This is a genomic window from Bradyrhizobium sp., from assembly GCF_016219575.1.
Taxonomy (GTDB): Bacteria; Pseudomonadota; Alphaproteobacteria; order Rhizobiales; family Xanthobacteraceae; genus Bradyrhizobium.
Map to the genome: position 1 here is coordinate 174,671 of NZ_JACRMG010000027.1, position 17,219 is coordinate 191,889.

Here is a 17,219-nt window from a genome sequence, read left to right on the forward strand (position 1 = left end):
GAATTCGGCCGGTGCAAGCCGTTCGCAGCAGCCGGGCTTGCTACTTTCCCTCGAGGATATTGACCGGCACCCAGTCGTGCGGCGGAGGGTTGTCGGTATATTCGCTGGCGCGCTTGCTGAACGAGGCAGATGGCGGGTCCACATCGGCCACACGGTCAAAGCACTGCCTGGCCCGGTCGAATTCGCGCCTGCGCCAGCAGGCCAGCCCTTCGGCATAGGCTGCCGCCACCCTCGACTGCTCGGGGGTCTCGTGCCCGGCCTCGGCCAAAGGCTCGTAGATCTTCACCGGATCGGCACGGCCCTTGACCCTGATGGCATCCAGTTCGCGCCAGGAGAAGGTCGTTCCCGTCAGCGCCACGGTCATCTCGGAGGCCATGATCGACGTGCTGAAATACTTGTTGGCGCCCTCCAGCCGCGAGGCGACGTTCACCGCATCGCTCATCACGGTGTAGTTGAAGCGCCGGTGCGATCCGATGTTGCCGACCAGCGCTTCGCCGGAATTGAGCCCGATCCGGTGCGCCAGCCGCTCGCCCTGGAAGCAGCTGTTGTCGCGATTGAGCTGCTCCAGCCGGTCGCGGCATTCCAGCGCTGCGTGCACTGCGCTTCGCGCGTGATCGGGGTCATCGGCCGGCGCGCCGAACACGGCAACGATGGAATCGCCGATATATTTGTCGACGTACCCGCCATGACGCTCGATGATGTCGGTCATGGCCGACAGATACTCGTTCATCAGCGCCACCAGCGCGCCCGGCGACATCCGCTCGGAGAACGACGAGAAGCCGGCGATATCGGAGAAGAAAACGGTGAGATTGCGCATCTCGCCGCCGAGCGCCGGCATCTTTTCCGATGCCAGCATGGTGTCGATGACCTGTGGCGCGAGATAGAGTGCAAAGCTCTTGCGCAGGAAGCGCTCCTCGCGGTCGGCGACCACGAAACGATATCCCACGGTCATGGCGAGCGCGGAAATGCCGGCAGCCGCGGGCTCGATCACCGGGATCGCCAGCGAATGCACGAACAGGCCGGTCGCGACGCCCGTATGGACCAGGATGACCGACAGGAAGACCAGCAATGCAACAAGGGGTGCAAATGCGCATGCCGACATTGCGGCGACGAAGGCCAGCGCCGCGGTGATCGTCGCTCGCAGCGGGAAGCCCGGCTCGACCGCGGCATCCCGCTCCATCAGGTTCCTGACCGCGGTGGCGTGCACGAACACCCCGGCCATGGTGTTTCGCGCGAGGTGACCGGCGCGGACGGCGCCCGGCAGCGCGCAACGCGGCGCCGCGGCGCCTTCGAGGCCGCTCGATAGGCGCATCGAGGTGAGCTTCCTGTCCTCGAAATCGAGAGAGGTTCCGAAGATCACGGCCTTGCCCTCGAATTCGCGCCGGAAGTATTCGCGATCGCCCTTCTCGACGCAGGCGCGCAGATCGGCAAAGGAATAGGTGGGAAAATCCCGCCCGCCGCTGCGGAAGTTGAGCGTCAGTGTATTCGGCACGGCGGCCGGAATGCGGTAACCCGCAAGCGTCATCCGCCCGGCCGGATCGAATTCGGGTTTGGTCTCGAGCGCCCGGGATGCCAGTTCCACCGCCATCGAGGGCACGGGCTTGCCGTCGATCAGGAACGTCAGGGGCAATCGACGAATGACGTCGTCGATATCGGTATGGACATTGAGCGCCCGGATATTGTTCTGCTGCCGCACCGCGACCCTTTGCCCCGGCGCGGGACGGACGGGATCGTCCGTGCTCTGGATTTCACCTAGCACGAGCTTGCCGGCGCCAGCGGCCGAGGCAAGAGCGCGAAGGAAGTCGCGGTCGAAGCCGCGCATGCGCGCGCCGATCGGCTCCTCGCCGAACAGAACCTCGGATTGCTCGATCGATGTCGGGAAGACGACGTCAAAGCCGACCACGCGTGCGCCGGCGCCGACGATGGCCGAGAGCACGCCGCCGATCTCGCGCGTCCAGGTGAGGGTCGGCGATCCCTTCAGCGGCGGCGTCCGGTAGGTCTCCTCGTCGATCGCGACCACGACGACCGGGGAAGACGCAGGGTATCCGCGGTCGCCGAACACCTCCCAGCGCAAGGCCGTCAAGGTATCGAGCGAAAGCCCTTGCAGCCTGGCGAGCGGCGGAGAGGTGAACAGGATGCCGGCAACAAGGGAAATGAGCAGAGCCGCGACGACGTTCCTTCTGGTGATGCGCAGCCGCATGATCGCCTGCAATCGGCCCCGCTATTGCAGCCTGAGCAGACGGCCGACGATCGGCGTGGGTCCTGTGATGGCCCGCGCATCGACCGTGAAGGTGAACCGCTTCGGTCCCAGCGTCGCCAGATAAGTGCCGCCGGGGGTGAGCGACTGGCCGGTCTTGGCAAAGTCGTAAAACTTGCCGCGCGCCAATGCGCCCTTCAGAGGTACGACGTAGCGCTCGCCTGCGGCATCGATCCGCTCGATCACCAGCATGTCGCCTCCCTTCGCCTCGACGAGGGGCGAGGCGCCAAACAGCGTCGGAAGGCTTCGCGGCGGCGCACCAGGGCCGACGTTGAGAGCACGAAACGCCGTTGCCGCGCTCTGCTTTGCCTCGCGGTCGGAGAGCTGCACGGCGCCCGCATCGCAGGGCACCTTGATACGCTGGACCTCGCCGGCCTGCACCGAGCTCTGCTCGGGACCGACGACCACGACCCCGCCGGTGATGGTTTCACGCCAGCACGACTTCATGTAGCCGAGCACGACGGTTGCCTTCGGCCCGAGCTTGATGACCTTGCCGGGCGCGACATAGTCCATGAATTCGACGCCTTCGACCTTGCCCTGCACGTCCTCGACGATCGCCACCGGCGTCTGGGCGGCGGCCGACGCGGCCAGACCGAACAGGCCGATGGCGGCACCGATTAGCGTTCTCATCGCGCTGCCTTTCTCATTGTCCTCATGTACTGAGCCATCAATAGAACTTGCCGCCATGGGGAAATTGATCTGAATCATGATCCGACCCGGAAGCATGCTACATGCTTCATCCATGTTCGAATCCGCCAAACTCAAGCACCACGTCAGCCCGGTCACCTTCAAACGCGAAGAGAAGAAGCTGCGCGAAGCCCTGCTCGACGCGCAGATCGATCTGCTCGAGCAGCGCCGCTTTCCCGTGCTGATCCTGATCGCCGGCGTGGAAGGCGCCGGCAAGGGCGAGACCGTCAACCTGCTCAACGAGTGGATGGACCCGCGTCATATCCACACCCATGCCTTCTGGCAGCCGTCGGATGAGGAGAGCGAACGCCCGCCGAACTGGCGGTTCTGGCGAGCCTTGCCGCCGAAAGGGCAGATCGGCGTCTTCTTCGGCGCCTGGCACACGATGCCGATCGTGCAGCGGGTAATGGGAAAGCTCGACGAAGGCGAGTTCTCGAGCGCCGTTGCGGATATCAGGCGGCTGGAGAAGATGCTCTACGACGAGGGCGTCCTGCTGATCAAATACTGGTTTCACCTTTCCAAGGGCCAGCAAAAGAAGCGGCTGCACGCGCTGGAAAAGGACCCGCGGACGCGATGGCGCGTCACCGACGTCGAGTGGGACTATTTCAAGCTGTACGATCGTTTCATCAAGGTTTGCGATCCCTTCCTGCGCGAAACCTCGACCGGAGAGGCGCCGTGGATCGTGGTGCCCGGCGCCGATCCGCGCTATCGGGCGCTCACCGTCGGCCGGCACCTGCTGGCGACGCTGCGTCGGCGGCTGGACGACACCAGCGATTCCGCAAGGCCGGCGAAGAAGAAGACTCTTCCCCTGCCCGCTCCCCGCGACGACGTGAACGTGCTGAGCAAGCTCGAGCTCGATCAGAAGATGACGCGGGCGGAATACAAGAAGGAGCTGGAGAAGTGGCAGGGAAAGCTCAACTTCCTGGCGCGCGATCCGCGCATGAAGCAGCTTTCCGTCGTCGCCGTATTCGAGGGCAATGACAGTGCCGGCAAGGGCGGCGCCATCCGGCGCCTGACCCAGGCGCTGGACGCCCGCTTCTACGATACCGTTTCGGTCGCTGCGCCGACCGAGGAGGAGCGCGCACAGCCCTACCTGTGGCGCTTCTGGCGCAACCTGCCGCGACATGGCAACCTGACGATCTTCGACCGCTCCTGGTACGGCCGCGTGCTCGTCGAGCGGATCGAGGGCTTCTGTTCGGAAGCCGACTGGATGCGCGCTTATGGCGAAATCAACGATTTCGAGGACGCCATGACCCGCCACGGCACGGTGGTGGTGAAGTTCTGGCTCGCGATCAGCAAGGATGAGCAGTACCGGCGCTTCAAGGAGCGCGAAAAGGTGGCGTTCAAGCGCTTCAAGATCACCAAGGAAGACTGGCGCAATCGCAAGCGCTGGCACGACTATGAGACGGCCGTCTGCGACATGGTCGACCGGACGTCCACGGCGAAGGCGCCCTGGACCCTGGTCGAGGCCAACAACAAACTCCATGCCCGCATCAAGGTGCTGCAGACCCTCTGCTCGGCGCTGGAGGAGCGCCTGGAGCAGGTTTCAAAGAAACGAAAGTAAAGGCTGGATCGACGGTACAGCAGCGGCCCGGCCGGCATTGCCGGTCAGGATACTTCCCTCCGTCCCCATTCGAGATACAGGCCGATATCGCCGGGCACGCCATCCGGGAAGTCGACCACCCGCGCCGCTAGGCCAAACCCCTGCGGCTGCAATTCCTTCTTCCAGCGCAGGTAGATTTCGGCGGCCAGTCCCCGAAGCGTCGCCGGCCATGTCGGATCCGGCGCATTGATCGCGCGGCCGTGGTCGGTACAGAGTTCGCAGGGAAAGCGCAGCAGGAGCTGCTCCTCCTCGCCCTTCTGGGCAGCGGCGCGGGCGTTGCGCAACATATGCTGCCATGAAGACTCTGCGAGACGCGTCCGCAGCATTTCGTTCGCCTGCTTGTGATGGGTCTCCGCAACCTGGTTCTTCATTTCCTCGCGATGCGACACCTCGTGCAGCTTGAACTGAAGTGCAAGGTCGCGAAAGGTCCCAGCTGACAGTTGGTCGGACCCGGCCGCCGCAGACGGGGAAGCCGCCGGCGCCTTGCGCAGCGGCCTCGAAGCGCCGGCTTTCTCGACTGGAGCCACATCTCCCGCGCCATGCTCCAGCACGGGTTCGGGCTGCGGCACCTGCCCGCCACTGGCGAAAGCGCGCACCAGATCGGCGCGGCTGACGATTCCGACCATCCGGCCGTCGCTCATGACCGGTACACGCTTGATCTTTTTCGCCGACAGCAGTTCCGCAATTTCGACCACGTCGGCATCCTCGCCGATCGTAATGACCGGCGACACCATCATGTCGCGCGCAGAACGGTCCTGGGATTCCAGGTATTTCACGAATTCCGGATTGAGATCCTCGCCTTCGGACAGCGCCTTCAGCCACCAGTCGCGGCGGGCTTCGCGTTCGGATTCGTCGCGCGGCATCAAATCGCCTTCGCTGACCATGCCGATCGGCACGCCATTGGCGTCCACGACCGGCATGGCGCTGATGCCGTTCCTGACCAGGAGTTCGGCGACCGCGCGCCTCGATGCCTCCGGCGGCGTCGACACCACCTTCCTGTTCATGATGTCGCGCGCCTTCATGCCGTCTCCTTTACCGCGAGCTTGCGGGCAAGCTCAGTTGCCCGCTTCCTGTTTGGTCTGCAGATTCGTCACCTGCACTCGCCGGTTCTCGGCCGCGAAAGGATTGGCCTGATTCTTCAACTGCTCCTTGCCGTAGCCGGCAGACACGAGATTTTCGCCGGCTATCCGGAAATTCTCCATCAGGAAGTTCTTCACCGACTGCGCCCGCCGCTCCGACAGGCCCTGGTTGTATTCCGGTCCACCCTTGGCGTCGGTGTGCCCGCTGAGCAGGAAAACACCGCCCTGAAGCGCGGGATTGGTCAGCGCACGGCCGAGATTCATCAGATCGGGCATCGCCTTCTTGGCGATCTCCGCGGAGTTGTAGTCGAAGTAGATCTCTAGATCGATACTCGGCCTTTCCTTGGCGATGGTCGCCACCTCGGTCCGCTCGTCGACCGACAGCGACCGCGACTTGCTCCGCAGATTGTTGATGAAGCTCTGACGCTTGATCTCCTCCGGGGTCCGGGTGCCGCTGAGGTTCCGCGTGAGATTTTTCGGGGTCAATGCCCGCAGAATCTTGCTCTCGCTGACCGGCTCGGCGCCGATGGCGGCCCCGCTGGCGGCGAACAACACTGCCCCGCAGGCCACGATGAACTTGATGAAAGTGCGTGTTCCGCTGTGTCGATATGTCATGGCGCGTTGTATCCTGTTGACTTCTATTAAACCTATCGTGCCGCGGACCGACACTGTTTGATGAATATCAAATGGACGATATCCCCAGCCGCTAGGATGTTCATATGGGTGATGATGACGACGACAACATTATCGAGACAATCAAGGAAGAGGTCGCCGATGCGGCCAAGGCCGTCGTCGCGGAAGTGAAGTCGATCGCGCACGAGGTCGCGGACGTCATCGCCGAGGGAAAAGCCGAGCTCTGCGGAGAAGACGAGCATCCCGCTGCGGCGCCTGGCGAGGCCGCCAAGGCAACCCCGACGCCACCCGGCAGCGACGACGACGCATCGCGCTAGCCGAAGCGGTGCTCGTAGCGGCTCATCGCCAGTTCGCTCGTGTCGATGTCGGGCTTGCGGCCGGACAGCATGTCTGCGAGCACGCGGCCGGAGCCGCAAGCCATGGTCCAGCCTAGGGTGCCGTGGCCGGTATTGAGGTGCAGGTTCGGATAGCGGGTGGCGCCGATGATCGGCGGTCCGTCCGGCGTCATCGGACGCAGGCCGCACCAGAACTTGACGTCAGCCAGGTCGCCGCCCCGCGGAAACAGGTCGGTCAGCGAATGATCGAGCGTGGCGCGACGCGCGGGGTGCAGCGCGTTGGAATAGCCCGACACTTCCGCCGTGCCGCCGACGCGGATGCGGTTGCCCAGCCGCGTGATCGCGACCTTGTAGCTTTCGTCCATCACGGTCGAAACCGGCGCGCCGGCTTCGTCGGCTACGTTGACGGTGATCGAATAGCCCTTCACCGCATAGACGGGAATCGCGACGCCGACGCGGCGCAGCAGCCGTGACGACCAGCTGCCCAGCGCAGCCACGTAAGCATCCGCCTGCAGGATGCCCTCGCTGGTGGCGACGCCGGTGATGCGTCCGCCCTCGGCGATGACGCGATCGATGCCGACGTTGAACTTGAACTGCACGCCGAGCCTTGCCGCGTGTTCGGCAAGTGCTGCCGTGAACATCTGGCAATCGCCGGTCTCGTCCTGCGGCAGGCGGAGTCCGCCTGCGATCTTGTCCTTCACCAGCGCCAGCGCCGGCTCGGCGCCGATGCAGCCTTCGCGATCCAGCAGTTCATACGGCACGCCGTATTGCTCGAGCACGGCGATGTCGTCGGCGGTGTGATCGAGCTGCGCCTGCTTGCGGAACAGCTGCAGCGTGCCCTGGCTGCGCTCGTCGTAATGGATGCCGATTTCGGCGCGCAGCGACCTCAGGCAATCGCGGCTGTATTCGGCGAGCGGGATCATCCGGCTCTTGTTGACGGCATAGCGCGCCGCCGTGCAGTTGCGCAGCATCTTGAGCAGCCACCACCACATCGCGGGATCCGGATTGGGGCGGATCACCAGCGGGCCGTGCTTCATCAGAAGCCACTTGATCGCCTTCACCGGCACGCCGGGTCCGGCCCAGGGCGAGGCATAGCCGGGCGAGACCTCGCCGGCATTGGCAAAGCTCGTCTCCAGCGCCGGGGCGGCCTGGCGGTCGACCACCGTAACTTCATGTCCGGCACGCGCGAGGTACCAGGCGGAGGTGACGCCGATGACGCCGCTGCCGAGGATCAGGACTTTCACAGCGGCGCTCCCGCGGCCCTGCGCCGCGTCACGCGATGCGTTTGATGACGTCCGACAGGATCGACATCATGTCGTCGATATGGCTGCGCTCGACGATCAGGGGCGGCGACATCGCGAGCGAGTCGCCGCTGTTGCGCAGGTACAGGCCCTTGTTCCAGCATTCGACCATGACCTCGTAGCCGCGCGCGCCGACCGCGTCCTTGCGGGGCGCAAGCTCGACCGCGCCCATCAGGCCGACATTGCGGATGTCGATCACATTGGGCAGGCCCTTCAGCGCATGCAGCGCATTCTGCCAGTGGTCGGTGAGCTGCGCTCCGCGTGTCAGCAGCCCCTCGTCCTTGTAGATGTCGAGCGTGGCAAGACCCGCCGCGCACGCCGTCGGATGCGCCGAATAGGTGTAGCCGTGGAACAGCTCGATCTGGCTTTCCGGGCCGGTCATCAGGCCGTCGTGCACCTTGCGGCTGGCGAAGACCGCGCCGCAGGGAACAGTGCCGTTGGTGATGCCCTTGGCGGTCGTCATCAGGTCCGGCGTGACGCCGAAGAAATTCGCGGCGAATGGTGTACCAAGCCGGCCAAAGCCGGTGATGACCTCGTCGAAGATCAGCAGGATGCCGTGCTTGTCGCAGAGCTCGCGCAGCCGCTGCAGGTAGCCCTGCGGTGGCGGCAGCACGGCGGTCGATCCCGGCACCGGCTCGACGATCACGGCCGCGATGGTGTCGGCGCCATGCAGCGCCACCATGCGCTCGACATCATCGGCGAGTTCGGCGCCATGCGCCGGCATCCCCTTCGAGAACGCATTGCGCTGGAGATCGTAGGTGTGGCGGATGTGATCGACGCCGGGCAGATGGGTGGCAAAGGCGCGGCGGTTGTTGACCATGCCACCAACCGACATGCCGCCGAAACCGACGCCGTGATAGCCGCGCTCGCGGCCGATCAGGCGCGTACGGGCCGCCTGCCCCGTCGCGCGATGATAGGCCAGCGCGATCTTCAAGGCGGTGTCGACCGACTCCGAACCCGAATTGGTGAAAAAGACGCGATCGAGCCCCTTGGGCGCGATTTCGGCAAGACGCTTGGCGAAATCAAAGGCGATGGGATGGCCCATCTGGAACGACGGCGCGAAATCGAGGGTCATCAGCTGGCGCTCGACGGCAGCCGCGATCTGCTTGCGGCCATGGCCGGCATTGACGCACCAGAGCCCGGCGGAGCCGTCGATCACCTTGCGGCCGTCGATGCTGGTGTAATACATGCCCTCGGCGGAAGCGATGAGCCGCGGCGTCTCCTTGAACTGCCGGTTTGCCGTGAACGGCATCCAGAAGGCTTCGAGGTCGAGGGTGTTGGGAATCTGGTGAACCGTCACGGCACGACTCCTTCTGCAGGGGGAGAGGCTAGCCGTCTCATGGCGGGAATCGTTCAACAAGTCCTTTTCTGGTTCCGGTCAAGCCATTGATTTTACTGGATCAGCCAAGGCATATTTATCCGATCCGCAACACCTGCAACACGGGAATCCGATGAGCGTCGATATCGGCGGGCGACTCCGCTTCGTCCGCAACCGCCACAAGCTCTCCCAGCGGGAGCTCGCCAAGCGCTCCGGCGTCACCAATTCGACGATTTCGCTGATCGAGTCGAACCAGATGAATCCGTCGGTCGGCGCGCTCAAGCGCATCCTCGACGGCATCCCGATGGGGCTGGCGGAATTCTTCGCCATCGAGCCGGAGCGGCCGCGCAAGGCGTTCTACCGCGCCGACGAACTGACCGAGATCGGCAAGAAGCCGATCTCGTACTTGCAGGTCGGCGACACCATGTTCGGCCGCGCGCTGCAGATCCTGCGCGAGCATTACGGCCCCGGCGGCGACACCGGCCGCGTGCCGCTGGTGCATGACGGCGAGGAAGGCGGCATCGTGATCTCGGGCCGGCTGGAAGTGACCGTGGATGGCGAACGGCGCATCCTCGGACCCGGCGATGCCTATTATTTCGAGAGCCGGCGCCCGCATCGCTTCCGCTGCATCGGCAACAGGCCGTGCGAGGTGATCAGCGCCTGCACGCCGCCGACGTTCTGATTTGATCTGGCGCAGCTATCGGCCGGCAGCCATCGGATAGGCTGCCGCGTCGCAAAAGAACATCAACAAGGAAATGCCCATGAATTTCGAGTTCACGCCGCAACAGGAGCAGGTGCGCGAGACCATCGCCCGCTTCGCCGCCGAGGAGATGGCGCCGCTGGTCGCGGAAGCCGAGGAGAACGAGGTATTTCCGAGACAGCTGTTCCGCAGATGGGCCGAACTCGGCCTGCTCGGCGTGCGCTATCCCGAAGCCGACGGCGGCTCCGGCTTCGACAAGATCAGCGACTGCATCGTGCGCGAGGAGATGAGCCGGGTCTGCCAGTCCTTCTCCGCCTCATGGTCGGCGCACACTCATCTGGCGCTGTGGCCGATCTGGCGCGCCGGCACACCGCAGCAGAAGGCGCGCTTCTTCGTGCCAGGGCTCGCCGGCGAGAAGATCGGCGGCTTCGGTCTCTCCGAGCCCGACGGCGGCTCCGACATCCGCGCCATGCGGACCAAGGCGGAGAAGGTGAGCGGCGGCTGGCGCCTCAACGGCTCAAAACTCTACATCACCAACGCACCGATGGCCGATTTCCTGATGCTGGCCGCGCGCACCAAGCCGGATCTTTCGACCGACGCGATCAGCCTGTTCATCGTCGAACTGCCCAATCCGGGTTTCCGGATCAGCAAGCTCGACAAGGAAGGCATCCGTTCGTCCGAGACCGGCCTGATCTACATCGAGGACGCGTTCGTGCCCGACGACTGCCTGCTTGGCGGCGAGACCGGCACCTACGGCATCGTCCGGGACTCGCTGTCGGAAAACCGGATCGGCGTTTCCGCCAACTGCATCGGCATGGCGCGCGGCGCCTTCGATGCGGCGCTGTCATTTGCCAAGACGCGGATCGTGCGGGGCAAGCCGATCATCGAATACCAGGCGATCGCCCACAAGCTCGCCGACATGGCCGCCGAAATCGAGGCGGCGAAGTGGTTCGTCTATTACGGCGCCTGGCGCGTCGACCAGGGAACGATCGATGCCCCGACCGCCTCCAGGGTGAAGCTCGTCGCCAGCGAAATGGCGGTTCGTGTCACCGAACAGGCGATCCGCATCCTCGGCGGCGCCGGCATCATGCGGGAATATCCGGCCGGTCGTTTCCATCGCGACGCGCTGGTCTACATCATCGGCGAAGGTACTTCGGAGATTCAGCGCAACATCATCGCGCGTTCGCTCGGCGCATCCTGATCGCAATCCCGGCGGGTCCAACCGGCGCGCGACCGGATCTAGATGGCGATCACCACATGCAGCAGGCAGCCAGCCGCCGTAATGCCATCGGCATGGTGCGCGCCGGCCCAAGCGTGGTGATAGTCGCCGGCACGCAGCACGAGGTCGCCATATCGCAGGTCGCCCTCGATCACCAGGCACTCTTCCTCGAACCTGTGGGAATGCGATTTCAGGATCGCGCCCGGCTGCATCTTCACCAGCAGCGTCCGCCGCTTCAACCGCTCATCCACCTTGAGCACGCGGTAGGTGATGCCGTCGGAATGTTGGCGCCATTCGGCATCTGCCGCGCGTTTGGTGGCCGTGCCCGGCAGCAACATGCCTTGTTCGTCGATGCGCGCGAGAATCCTTTCGAACGATCCCGGCGGAACCGGCTCGCTTTCCGCGCCGTCGAGCGGCGCGAGTTTCGCCTGCCAGCCTTCTGCGTCGTGACGCAATCCGGCATCTGCTTCCACGGCGGAACGTTCGCCGCCACGGAGCAATCCGAGGGCGTATTCCGCAGACAATGAAGAATCCGGCCGCTGGTCCTTCGACATGCGCTCAATGTAGCGAATGACGGCGGAGAAAAACAGCGCATAAACCGGCGTTTCCGCCGGCATGGCTAAAGATTGATCGCGCCGGCCCGTATTGGCACGGGGTTTTCGCTTTCAGCGAAAGCGAAAATCAGTGCGAAAGGCTGGTCACGACGTGAACGAGGCAGCCGCCAATGGTGCGTCCCGGCGGGTGGCGGGTCGACGCTCCGGCAATGTGATAGTCGCCGGCCCCGAGCTTGAGATCGCCGAAGGAAAGATCGCCCTCGACGATGAAGGCCTCCTCATCCGCGTCATGGGCATGCGAATGATACACGGCGCCGGGCGCCATGCGGATCAGCAGCGACTGGCGGTTCTTGGCGCGGTCGATGTGCAGCACGCGCGACATCACGCCAGGCGAGATCTCCCGCCAGTTCGCGCTTCCGGCACGCCGCGTGCGCGTGCCCGGCAGCTGCATGCCTTCGGCGTCAATGCGCGCAAGGATGCTGTCGAACATTCCCGCCGGCAGCGCTTCATCGCTGTCCGGCTCCGCCATGTCCAGTTCGGCAAAGGTCTGCTGCCAATGATCGGCCGCCGCGCGCAGGCGGTCATCGGATTCGAGCTGTTCGCGGACACGGGCGCGCGCCTCGCCACGCAGCAGGCCCAGCGCGTATTCGACCGCAACAAAGTCCTCGGGCTTTACTGGTTCAGACATGTCTGCAACTGCCCGATCGCACGATGAATCCAGCTCTTCACTGTACCCAGAGGTACGGCAGCAAGCGCCGAAAGTTCCTCGTAACTTAGTCCATAATGATATGCCATGACGACACAGCGGCGATGCTCTTCCTTCAAGCCTCCAAGACAGCGCCGCAAATCCTGGCCCAGCGATGGGTCGCTGCCCACCGAAAGGCGTTCGACCACGGAGGCGACCTCGTCATCGCTCAACGACAGCGCCGCGGCCGGCCTTTGCGAGAGGCGGTTGAAAACCACGTTGCGCGCCAGTGCGAGCATCCAGCCCATGGCGTCACCCCTGGTCCGGTCGAACAGGGGAGATTTCTCCCAGATCCGCAACATCACATCCTGCAGAGCATCCTGGGCGGCGTCGTGGTCCCTCAACAACCGCTTGCAGAGGCTGAATAATTTCGGCCCGACGGCCTGGTACAGGTTTCGAAACGCGACCCGGTCTCCCTCCGCGACCCGTTCGAGTGTGGTTGCGAGTTCGCCGTTCGACACCTGCAGCCCCAGCCCCGGGAGGAAATTGACCGCCCCGGGTATAAGGGCCTCGGAGGTACGGATCAATCTGGAAAAGTTTCAGCGCAACGCCAGGTTTTGCATCACGAAAATAATATGCCGGCCCCTGAAACAATTCGGCTCCGAACCCTGTATTTGCCGGCATAGCTCGCTGCCCGGCGACGGGGAGCAGGCGTGAAGCAGGGGGAAAAATCATGCAACCAGCGATCCACGCAAACCGTGACAAGGACGGCCTTGCCACATTGCTTGCCGAGGTTGCATCCGGCGACAAGTCAGCCTTCGCAAAGCTCTACGGCCTCACCAGCCGCAAGCTGTTCGGCGTCGCGCTGCGCATCCTGCGCGACCGATCGGCCGCCGAAGACATCGTGCAGGAAGTCTATTTGCGGATCTGGCGCAACGCCGCCTCTTTCGACGTCAATCTCGCCTCGCCGATCGCCTGGATGGCCAGCATCGTGCGGCATTGCGCCATCGACACGCTGCGCAAGCAGAAGCTCGAGACGCTGGAATTCGGCGACGAGAGCGCACGCGTCGATGCCTGCGAGCCCGACCCGGCGGAAGAGATCGACATCGCCCAGCGCCGCGCCATCGCCTTTGCCGCCATCCGCAGGATGGACCCGGCCAAACGCAAGCTGATTCTGCTCGCCTATGTCCGCGAGCAAAGCCGCGACAGCCTGGCAAAGGCCTACGGCGTGCCGACCGGCACCATCAAGACCAATCTGCGCCGCTCACTGATCGAGCTTCGGCAATCGATGCAGCAAGAGGAAGCGCAGAGCCGCGCCAGCCGGGCGGCTTGACGAGGCGCTTTCGTCCGGTCGAAATGCTCCCGTCACCGGGAGCACCGCATGAGCGTCTACATCATCGCCCAGCTTAAATTCACCGCGCGCGAGCGCTACGACCGTTACCAGCAGCGCTTCTTCGGCGTGTTCAGGAATTTCAAGGGCAAGCTGCTCGTCGCCGACGAGCACCCGGTCGTGCTGGAAGGCGACTGGCCGCGCGACAAGGTCGTGATCATGGAATTCCCGGACGCCGAAGCGGCGCGGGAGTTCCAGGAGTCCCCCGAGTACCAGGAGATCGCAGTGGATCGCAAGGCGGGCGCCGATGCGGTGGTGATGACGGTGCGTGGGTTGAAGTAGAACGGCTACCTCCCGCTGAAACTCGCCTTCCTCTTCTCCACGAACGCCGCCCGTCCCTCCAGCGCATCGGCGCTCCGGCGCACCTCGGACTGCACCTCGATCTCCCTGCGGAATTGCGTGGCGTAGCTGGCGTGCTCGCTCTCTTCGAGGAGCATGCGGGTGGCGACCAGGGCGCGGGTCGGGCCTTGCGCGAGGCGCTGGGCCAGCTTGAGTGCTTCCGCCATCAGTTGAGCGTCGTCGACGACTTCGCGCACCAGGCCCCACTCCTTCGCGCGCTCGGCCGACAGCGGCTCGTTGAACAGCATCAGCTCAAGCGCGCGCTGGCGGCCGATCAGGCGCGGCAGCAGCCAGGTCGAGCCGAGATCGGGCACGAGGCCGATCCGGCTGAACACCTGGATAAAGTTCGCCGAACGTGCGGCGACGATCATGTCGCCGGCCATCGCGAGGCTGAAGCCGCCGCCGGCCGCAACGCCGTTGACGGCCACCACGATCGGCACGCGGCATTCGCGCAGTGCCTTGAAGGTGGGCCAGTAGAAATTCATCACCCCGGCAACGATGTCCTGGCCGAGCGCTTCCGAGGCTTTCAGGTTCTGGCCGGAGCAAAAGCCGCGCCCCGCGCCGGTCAGCACCAGCGCGCGGATGGAAGGATCGGCCGTCATTTCCGCAATGGCCCTGGCGAGCGCGCCCAGGAGATCGGGCGTCATCGCGTTCAGGCTCTCCGGCTCGTTCAGCGTGAGGATTCCGACCGCGCCGTCCCTGCCCTGTTTCACTCCGGCCATTTTCTTCTCCCTTGCAGCCGCGTTTTCTGCACTGTGCCATTCCCTGCGTGCAAACGCCAATGCGCGCATTCGCGCAGGCTTTGACTTCACTCGCGGGCATACTAGTGTTCGGCCAAACACAAGACTTGCGTCAAGCTCCGATGGGAGGAGCCGGTCGGAGGAAGGACGTCGATGCTGCTTTTGAGCGAAACCCTGCCAGACTCGCTGCCGCCCGGCCCCGTTTTCCCGAAAGCCTACCCCGAGCTCGACCAGGACATCCTCACCGAATCCGAGAAATTCACGGACGGCCAGCCCTACGGGCTGTTTGCGCGGCTGCGCGCGCAGGCCCCGGTGTCGTGGCAGCGCGAGGGCAGCAACGGCCCCGGCTTCTGGGCGCTGACGCGCTATGAGGATGTGATGCGCGTCGACGGCGACCCGAAGACCTTCTCGTCGCAGAAGGGCGGCATCCTGATGACGTACGGCCCGAAGGAGAGCCGGCATCCGCTGCTGTTCCGCGCTTCCGTCGACGCCATGATCAACATGGATGCGCCCTGGCACTTGCAGCTGCGCAAGGAGCACATGCCGTATTTCACCCCGGCTTACCTCGCAGGGCTGAAGGAGAAGGTCGCCGCGGAGACCACGCGGCTGATCGACGCCATGGCGCACTCAGGCGAATGCGATCTCGTCGAAAAGCTCTCAGCGCAGCTGCCGCTGTTCACGCTGTGCGAAATCCTCGGCGTACCGCAATCCGACCGGCCGAAATTCATCACCTGGATGCATTATCTGGAAGTCGCAGGCTACATCACGGCAAAGCAGCGCAAGGAGCCGCAGCTGACGCCGGAGCTCTTGAAGTTCGTCAAGGCGTTCAACGAGAACGTCGCCGAGATGTTCGAATACGGCCAGCACATGCTGCAGAAACGCCGCGCCGACCCGAAGCCGGACCTGATGAGCGCAATCGCGCGCGCCACGGTCGACGGCGAACTGCTGCGCAACGAATATCTCGACGGCTCGTGGCTGCTGATCGTGTTTGCCGGCAACGACACCACGCGCAACACGATTTCCGGATCGATGAAGCTCCTGACCGAATTTCCCGACCAGAAGAAGGCGCTGATGGCGGATATGTCGCTGCTGCCCAACGCCGTGGACGAGTTGATCCGCATGGTCAGCCCCGTCATCTACATGCGCCGCACGGCGACTTGCGACACCGAAATCGGCGGGCAGAAGATTGCCGAAGGCGAAAAGGTGATCATGTATTTTTCCGCGGCCAACCGCGATCCGTCCGTGTTCCCCGATCCCGACAAGCTCGACATCCGCCGCGCCAACGCGTCGAAGAACATCGCCTTCGGCTTCGGCCCGCATGTCTGCATCGGCAAGCGCGTGGCGCAGCTGCAGCTCGAGGAAGTCTACCGTCAGTTGCTGACACGGCTGCCGGACATCGAATATGCCGGGGGCATCGACGTCGCCCCGAACAATTTCGTGCATGCCATCCGCAAGCTGCCGGTGCGCTTTACGCCGGAACGGCGGGCGGGCTGAAGGGACACCCATGGAATACGAACAAATCCGCTGCGAGCGCGACGGCCCTTTCATGATCGTCACGCTGAACCGGCCGGACAAGCTCAACGCCTATACCGGCCAGATGGGGGCGGAGATCACCGACGCCTTCGAGCGCGCCGACCGCGACGACGAGGTGCGCGCGATCATCGTCACCGGCGCAGGCCGCGCCTTCTGCGCCGGCGCGGATGTTTCGGGCGGCGCCAAGAGCTTCGATACCTCCGGCAGCCATGGCGCCGGTGTTTTCTCCAGCGCCGGCACGCGCAGCGGCCGCTTTGTCGAAGCCATCTTCAATTGCCGAAAGCCGTCGATCGCGGCGATCAACGGCCCCGCGGTCGGGGTCGGCATCACCATGGCGCTGCCGATGGATGTGCGGATCGCGGCCAGGGGCGCAAAGATCGGCTTCATCTTCGCCCGCCGCGGGCTGGTGCCGGAAGCCGGCAGCGCCTGGTTCCTGCCAAAGCTCGTCGGCCTGCCGCAGGCGCTGCGCTGGTGCCTTTCGGGACGCGTCTTTGAAGCCGACGAGGCGCACAAGGGTGGCCTGGTCAGCGAAGTCGTCGAGCCCAACGAGTTGCTGAATCGCGCCAAGGAGATCGCGCACGAGATGACGGCTGAAACCTCGGCCGTTTCCATTGCGCTGACCCGCCAGATGCTGTGGCGCTTTGCCGGCGCCCCCGATCCGTTCGAACTCCTCGACATCGACAAGCCGATGTCGATCGAGCGCGGCGGCCATGCCGACGTCCGCGAAGGCGTGCAGGCCTTCATCGAGAAGCGTGCGCCGGCCTTTCCCGGCAAGGTGTCGCAGGACATGCCGAGCCAGTATCCATGGTGGCGCGGCGCGCAGAAGCAATAAGCAACAACAGGAAA

Annotated in this window: 18 protein-coding genes; 8 read left to right on the forward strand and 10 right to left on the reverse strand. The window is 64.5% G+C overall.

Going from position 1 to position 17,219, the window contains the following annotated elements:
• Nucleotides 1–40 precede the first annotated feature (40 nt).
• A complete protein-coding gene (locus HZB49_RS21375; protein WP_291614983.1) occupies nt 41–2,200 on the reverse strand; it encodes an adenylate/guanylate cyclase domain-containing protein in 2,160 nt (719 codons plus the stop codon).
• A 21-nt stretch (nt 2,201–2,221) separates the two neighbouring features.
• Nucleotides 2,222–2,887, reverse strand: coding sequence for a hypothetical protein (locus tag HZB49_RS21380; RefSeq protein ID WP_291614984.1), 666 nt, complete (start codon nt 2,885–2,887; stop codon nt 2,222–2,224).
• A gap of 112 nt (nt 2,888–2,999) precedes the next feature.
• On the opposite strand from HZB49_RS21380, the gene pap reads away from it, so the two are divergent.
• The gene (pap, locus tag HZB49_RS21385) at nt 3,000–4,508 is read left to right on the forward strand and encodes a polyphosphate:AMP phosphotransferase (protein ID WP_291614985.1); all 1,509 of its coding nucleotides are present in this window, start codon (nt 3,000–3,002) and stop codon (nt 4,506–4,508) included.
• Between the two features lie 44 nt (nt 4,509–4,552).
• On the opposite strand, the gene HZB49_RS21390 is transcribed toward pap, so the two are convergent.
• Both HZB49_RS21390 and HZB49_RS21395 read right to left on the reverse strand, forming a co-directional pair.
• The gene (locus HZB49_RS21390) at nt 4,553–5,569 is read right to left on the reverse strand and encodes a CBS domain-containing protein (RefSeq protein WP_291614986.1); all 1,017 of its coding nucleotides are present in this window, start codon (nt 5,567–5,569) and stop codon (nt 4,553–4,555) included.
• Nucleotides 5,570–5,602: 33 nt separating this feature from the next.
• Nucleotides 5,603–6,295: an OmpA family protein gene (locus tag HZB49_RS21395; RefSeq protein WP_291614987.1), complete on the reverse strand. Its 693-nt coding sequence runs from the start codon at nt 6,293–6,295 to the stop codon at nt 5,603–5,605.
• A gap of 50 nt (nt 6,296–6,345) precedes the next feature.
• Here HZB49_RS21395 and HZB49_RS21400 point away from each other — a divergent pair, with 50 nt between their 5' ends.
• Nucleotides 6,346–6,576, forward strand: coding sequence for a hypothetical protein (locus HZB49_RS21400; RefSeq protein ID WP_291614988.1), 231 nt, complete (start codon nt 6,346–6,348; stop codon nt 6,574–6,576).
• Here the strand turns inward: HZB49_RS21400 and HZB49_RS21405 are convergent.
• Nucleotides 6,573–7,838 (reverse strand): D-amino acid dehydrogenase, encoded by a 1,266-nt coding sequence (locus tag HZB49_RS21405; protein WP_291614989.1) that lies wholly within the window; start codon nt 7,836–7,838, stop codon nt 6,573–6,575. The genes HZB49_RS21400 and HZB49_RS21405 overlap by 4 nt on opposite strands.
• 28 nt (nt 7,839–7,866) lie before the next feature.
• Nucleotides 7,867–9,195, reverse strand: a complete 1,329-nt coding sequence (locus HZB49_RS21410; RefSeq protein WP_291614990.1) for an aspartate aminotransferase family protein — start codon at nt 9,193–9,195, stop codon at nt 7,867–7,869.
• Nucleotides 9,196–9,346: 151 nt separating this feature from the next.
• Here HZB49_RS21410 and HZB49_RS21415 point away from each other — a divergent pair, with 151 nt between their 5' ends.
• Together HZB49_RS21415 and HZB49_RS21420 are read left to right on the forward strand one after the other, a co-directional pair.
• A complete protein-coding gene (locus HZB49_RS21415) occupies nt 9,347–9,895 on the forward strand; it encodes a cupin domain-containing protein (protein WP_291614991.1) in 549 nt (182 codons plus the stop codon).
• Nucleotides 9,896–9,974: 79 nt separating this feature from the next.
• A complete protein-coding gene (locus HZB49_RS21420) occupies nt 9,975–11,114 on the forward strand; it encodes an acyl-CoA dehydrogenase family protein (protein ID WP_291614992.1) in 1,140 nt (379 codons plus the stop codon).
• A 38-nt stretch (nt 11,115–11,152) separates the two neighbouring features.
• Here HZB49_RS21420 and HZB49_RS21425 read toward each other — a convergent pair whose 3' ends face one another.
• The 3 genes from HZB49_RS21425 to HZB49_RS21435 form a co-directional block, all read right to left on the reverse strand.
• Complete coding sequence (locus tag HZB49_RS21425; RefSeq protein ID WP_291614993.1) at nt 11,153–11,587, reverse strand: cupin domain-containing protein; 435 nt, start codon at nt 11,585–11,587, stop codon at nt 11,153–11,155.
• A gap of 226 nt (nt 11,588–11,813) precedes the next feature.
• Nucleotides 11,814–12,374 carry a cupin domain-containing protein gene (locus tag HZB49_RS21430; RefSeq protein WP_291614994.1) on the reverse strand — a complete coding sequence of 187 codons (561 nt, stop codon included), beginning with the start codon at nt 12,372–12,374 and terminating at the stop codon, nt 11,814–11,816.
• Complete coding sequence (locus tag HZB49_RS21435) at nt 12,359–12,958, reverse strand: sigma-70 family RNA polymerase sigma factor (protein WP_291614995.1); 600 nt, start codon at nt 12,956–12,958, stop codon at nt 12,359–12,361. Before HZB49_RS21435 ends, HZB49_RS21430 begins: the two co-directional genes overlap by 16 nt.
• A 146-nt stretch (nt 12,959–13,104) precedes the next feature.
• On the opposite strand from HZB49_RS21435, the gene HZB49_RS21440 reads away from it, so the two are divergent.
• Complete coding sequence (locus tag HZB49_RS21440; protein ID WP_291614996.1) at nt 13,105–13,704, forward strand: sigma-70 family RNA polymerase sigma factor; 600 nt, start codon at nt 13,105–13,107, stop codon at nt 13,702–13,704.
• A gap of 48 nt (nt 13,705–13,752) precedes the next feature.
• Nucleotides 13,753–14,043: a DUF1330 domain-containing protein gene (locus tag HZB49_RS21445; RefSeq protein WP_291614997.1), complete on the forward strand. Its 291-nt coding sequence runs from the start codon at nt 13,753–13,755 to the stop codon at nt 14,041–14,043.
• Nucleotides 14,044–14,048: 5 nt separating this feature from the next.
• Here the strand turns inward: HZB49_RS21445 and HZB49_RS21450 are convergent, their stop codons facing one another.
• Entirely contained in the window at nt 14,049–14,822 is a 774-nt protein-coding gene (locus HZB49_RS21450; protein WP_291614998.1) for an enoyl-CoA hydratase-related protein, read from the reverse strand.
• Between the two features lie 171 nt (nt 14,823–14,993).
• On the opposite strand from HZB49_RS21450, the gene HZB49_RS21455 reads away from it, so the two are divergent.
• The gene (locus HZB49_RS21455; RefSeq protein WP_291614999.1) at nt 14,994–16,334 is read left to right on the forward strand and encodes a cytochrome P450; all 1,341 of its coding nucleotides are present in this window, start codon (nt 14,994–14,996) and stop codon (nt 16,332–16,334) included.
• Nucleotides 16,335–16,344: 10 nt separating this feature from the next.
• The gene (locus HZB49_RS21460) at nt 16,345–17,205 is read left to right on the forward strand and encodes an enoyl-CoA hydratase-related protein (protein ID WP_291615000.1); all 861 of its coding nucleotides are present in this window, start codon (nt 16,345–16,347) and stop codon (nt 17,203–17,205) included.
• The last annotated feature ends 14 nt before the right edge of the window (nt 17,206–17,219 follow it).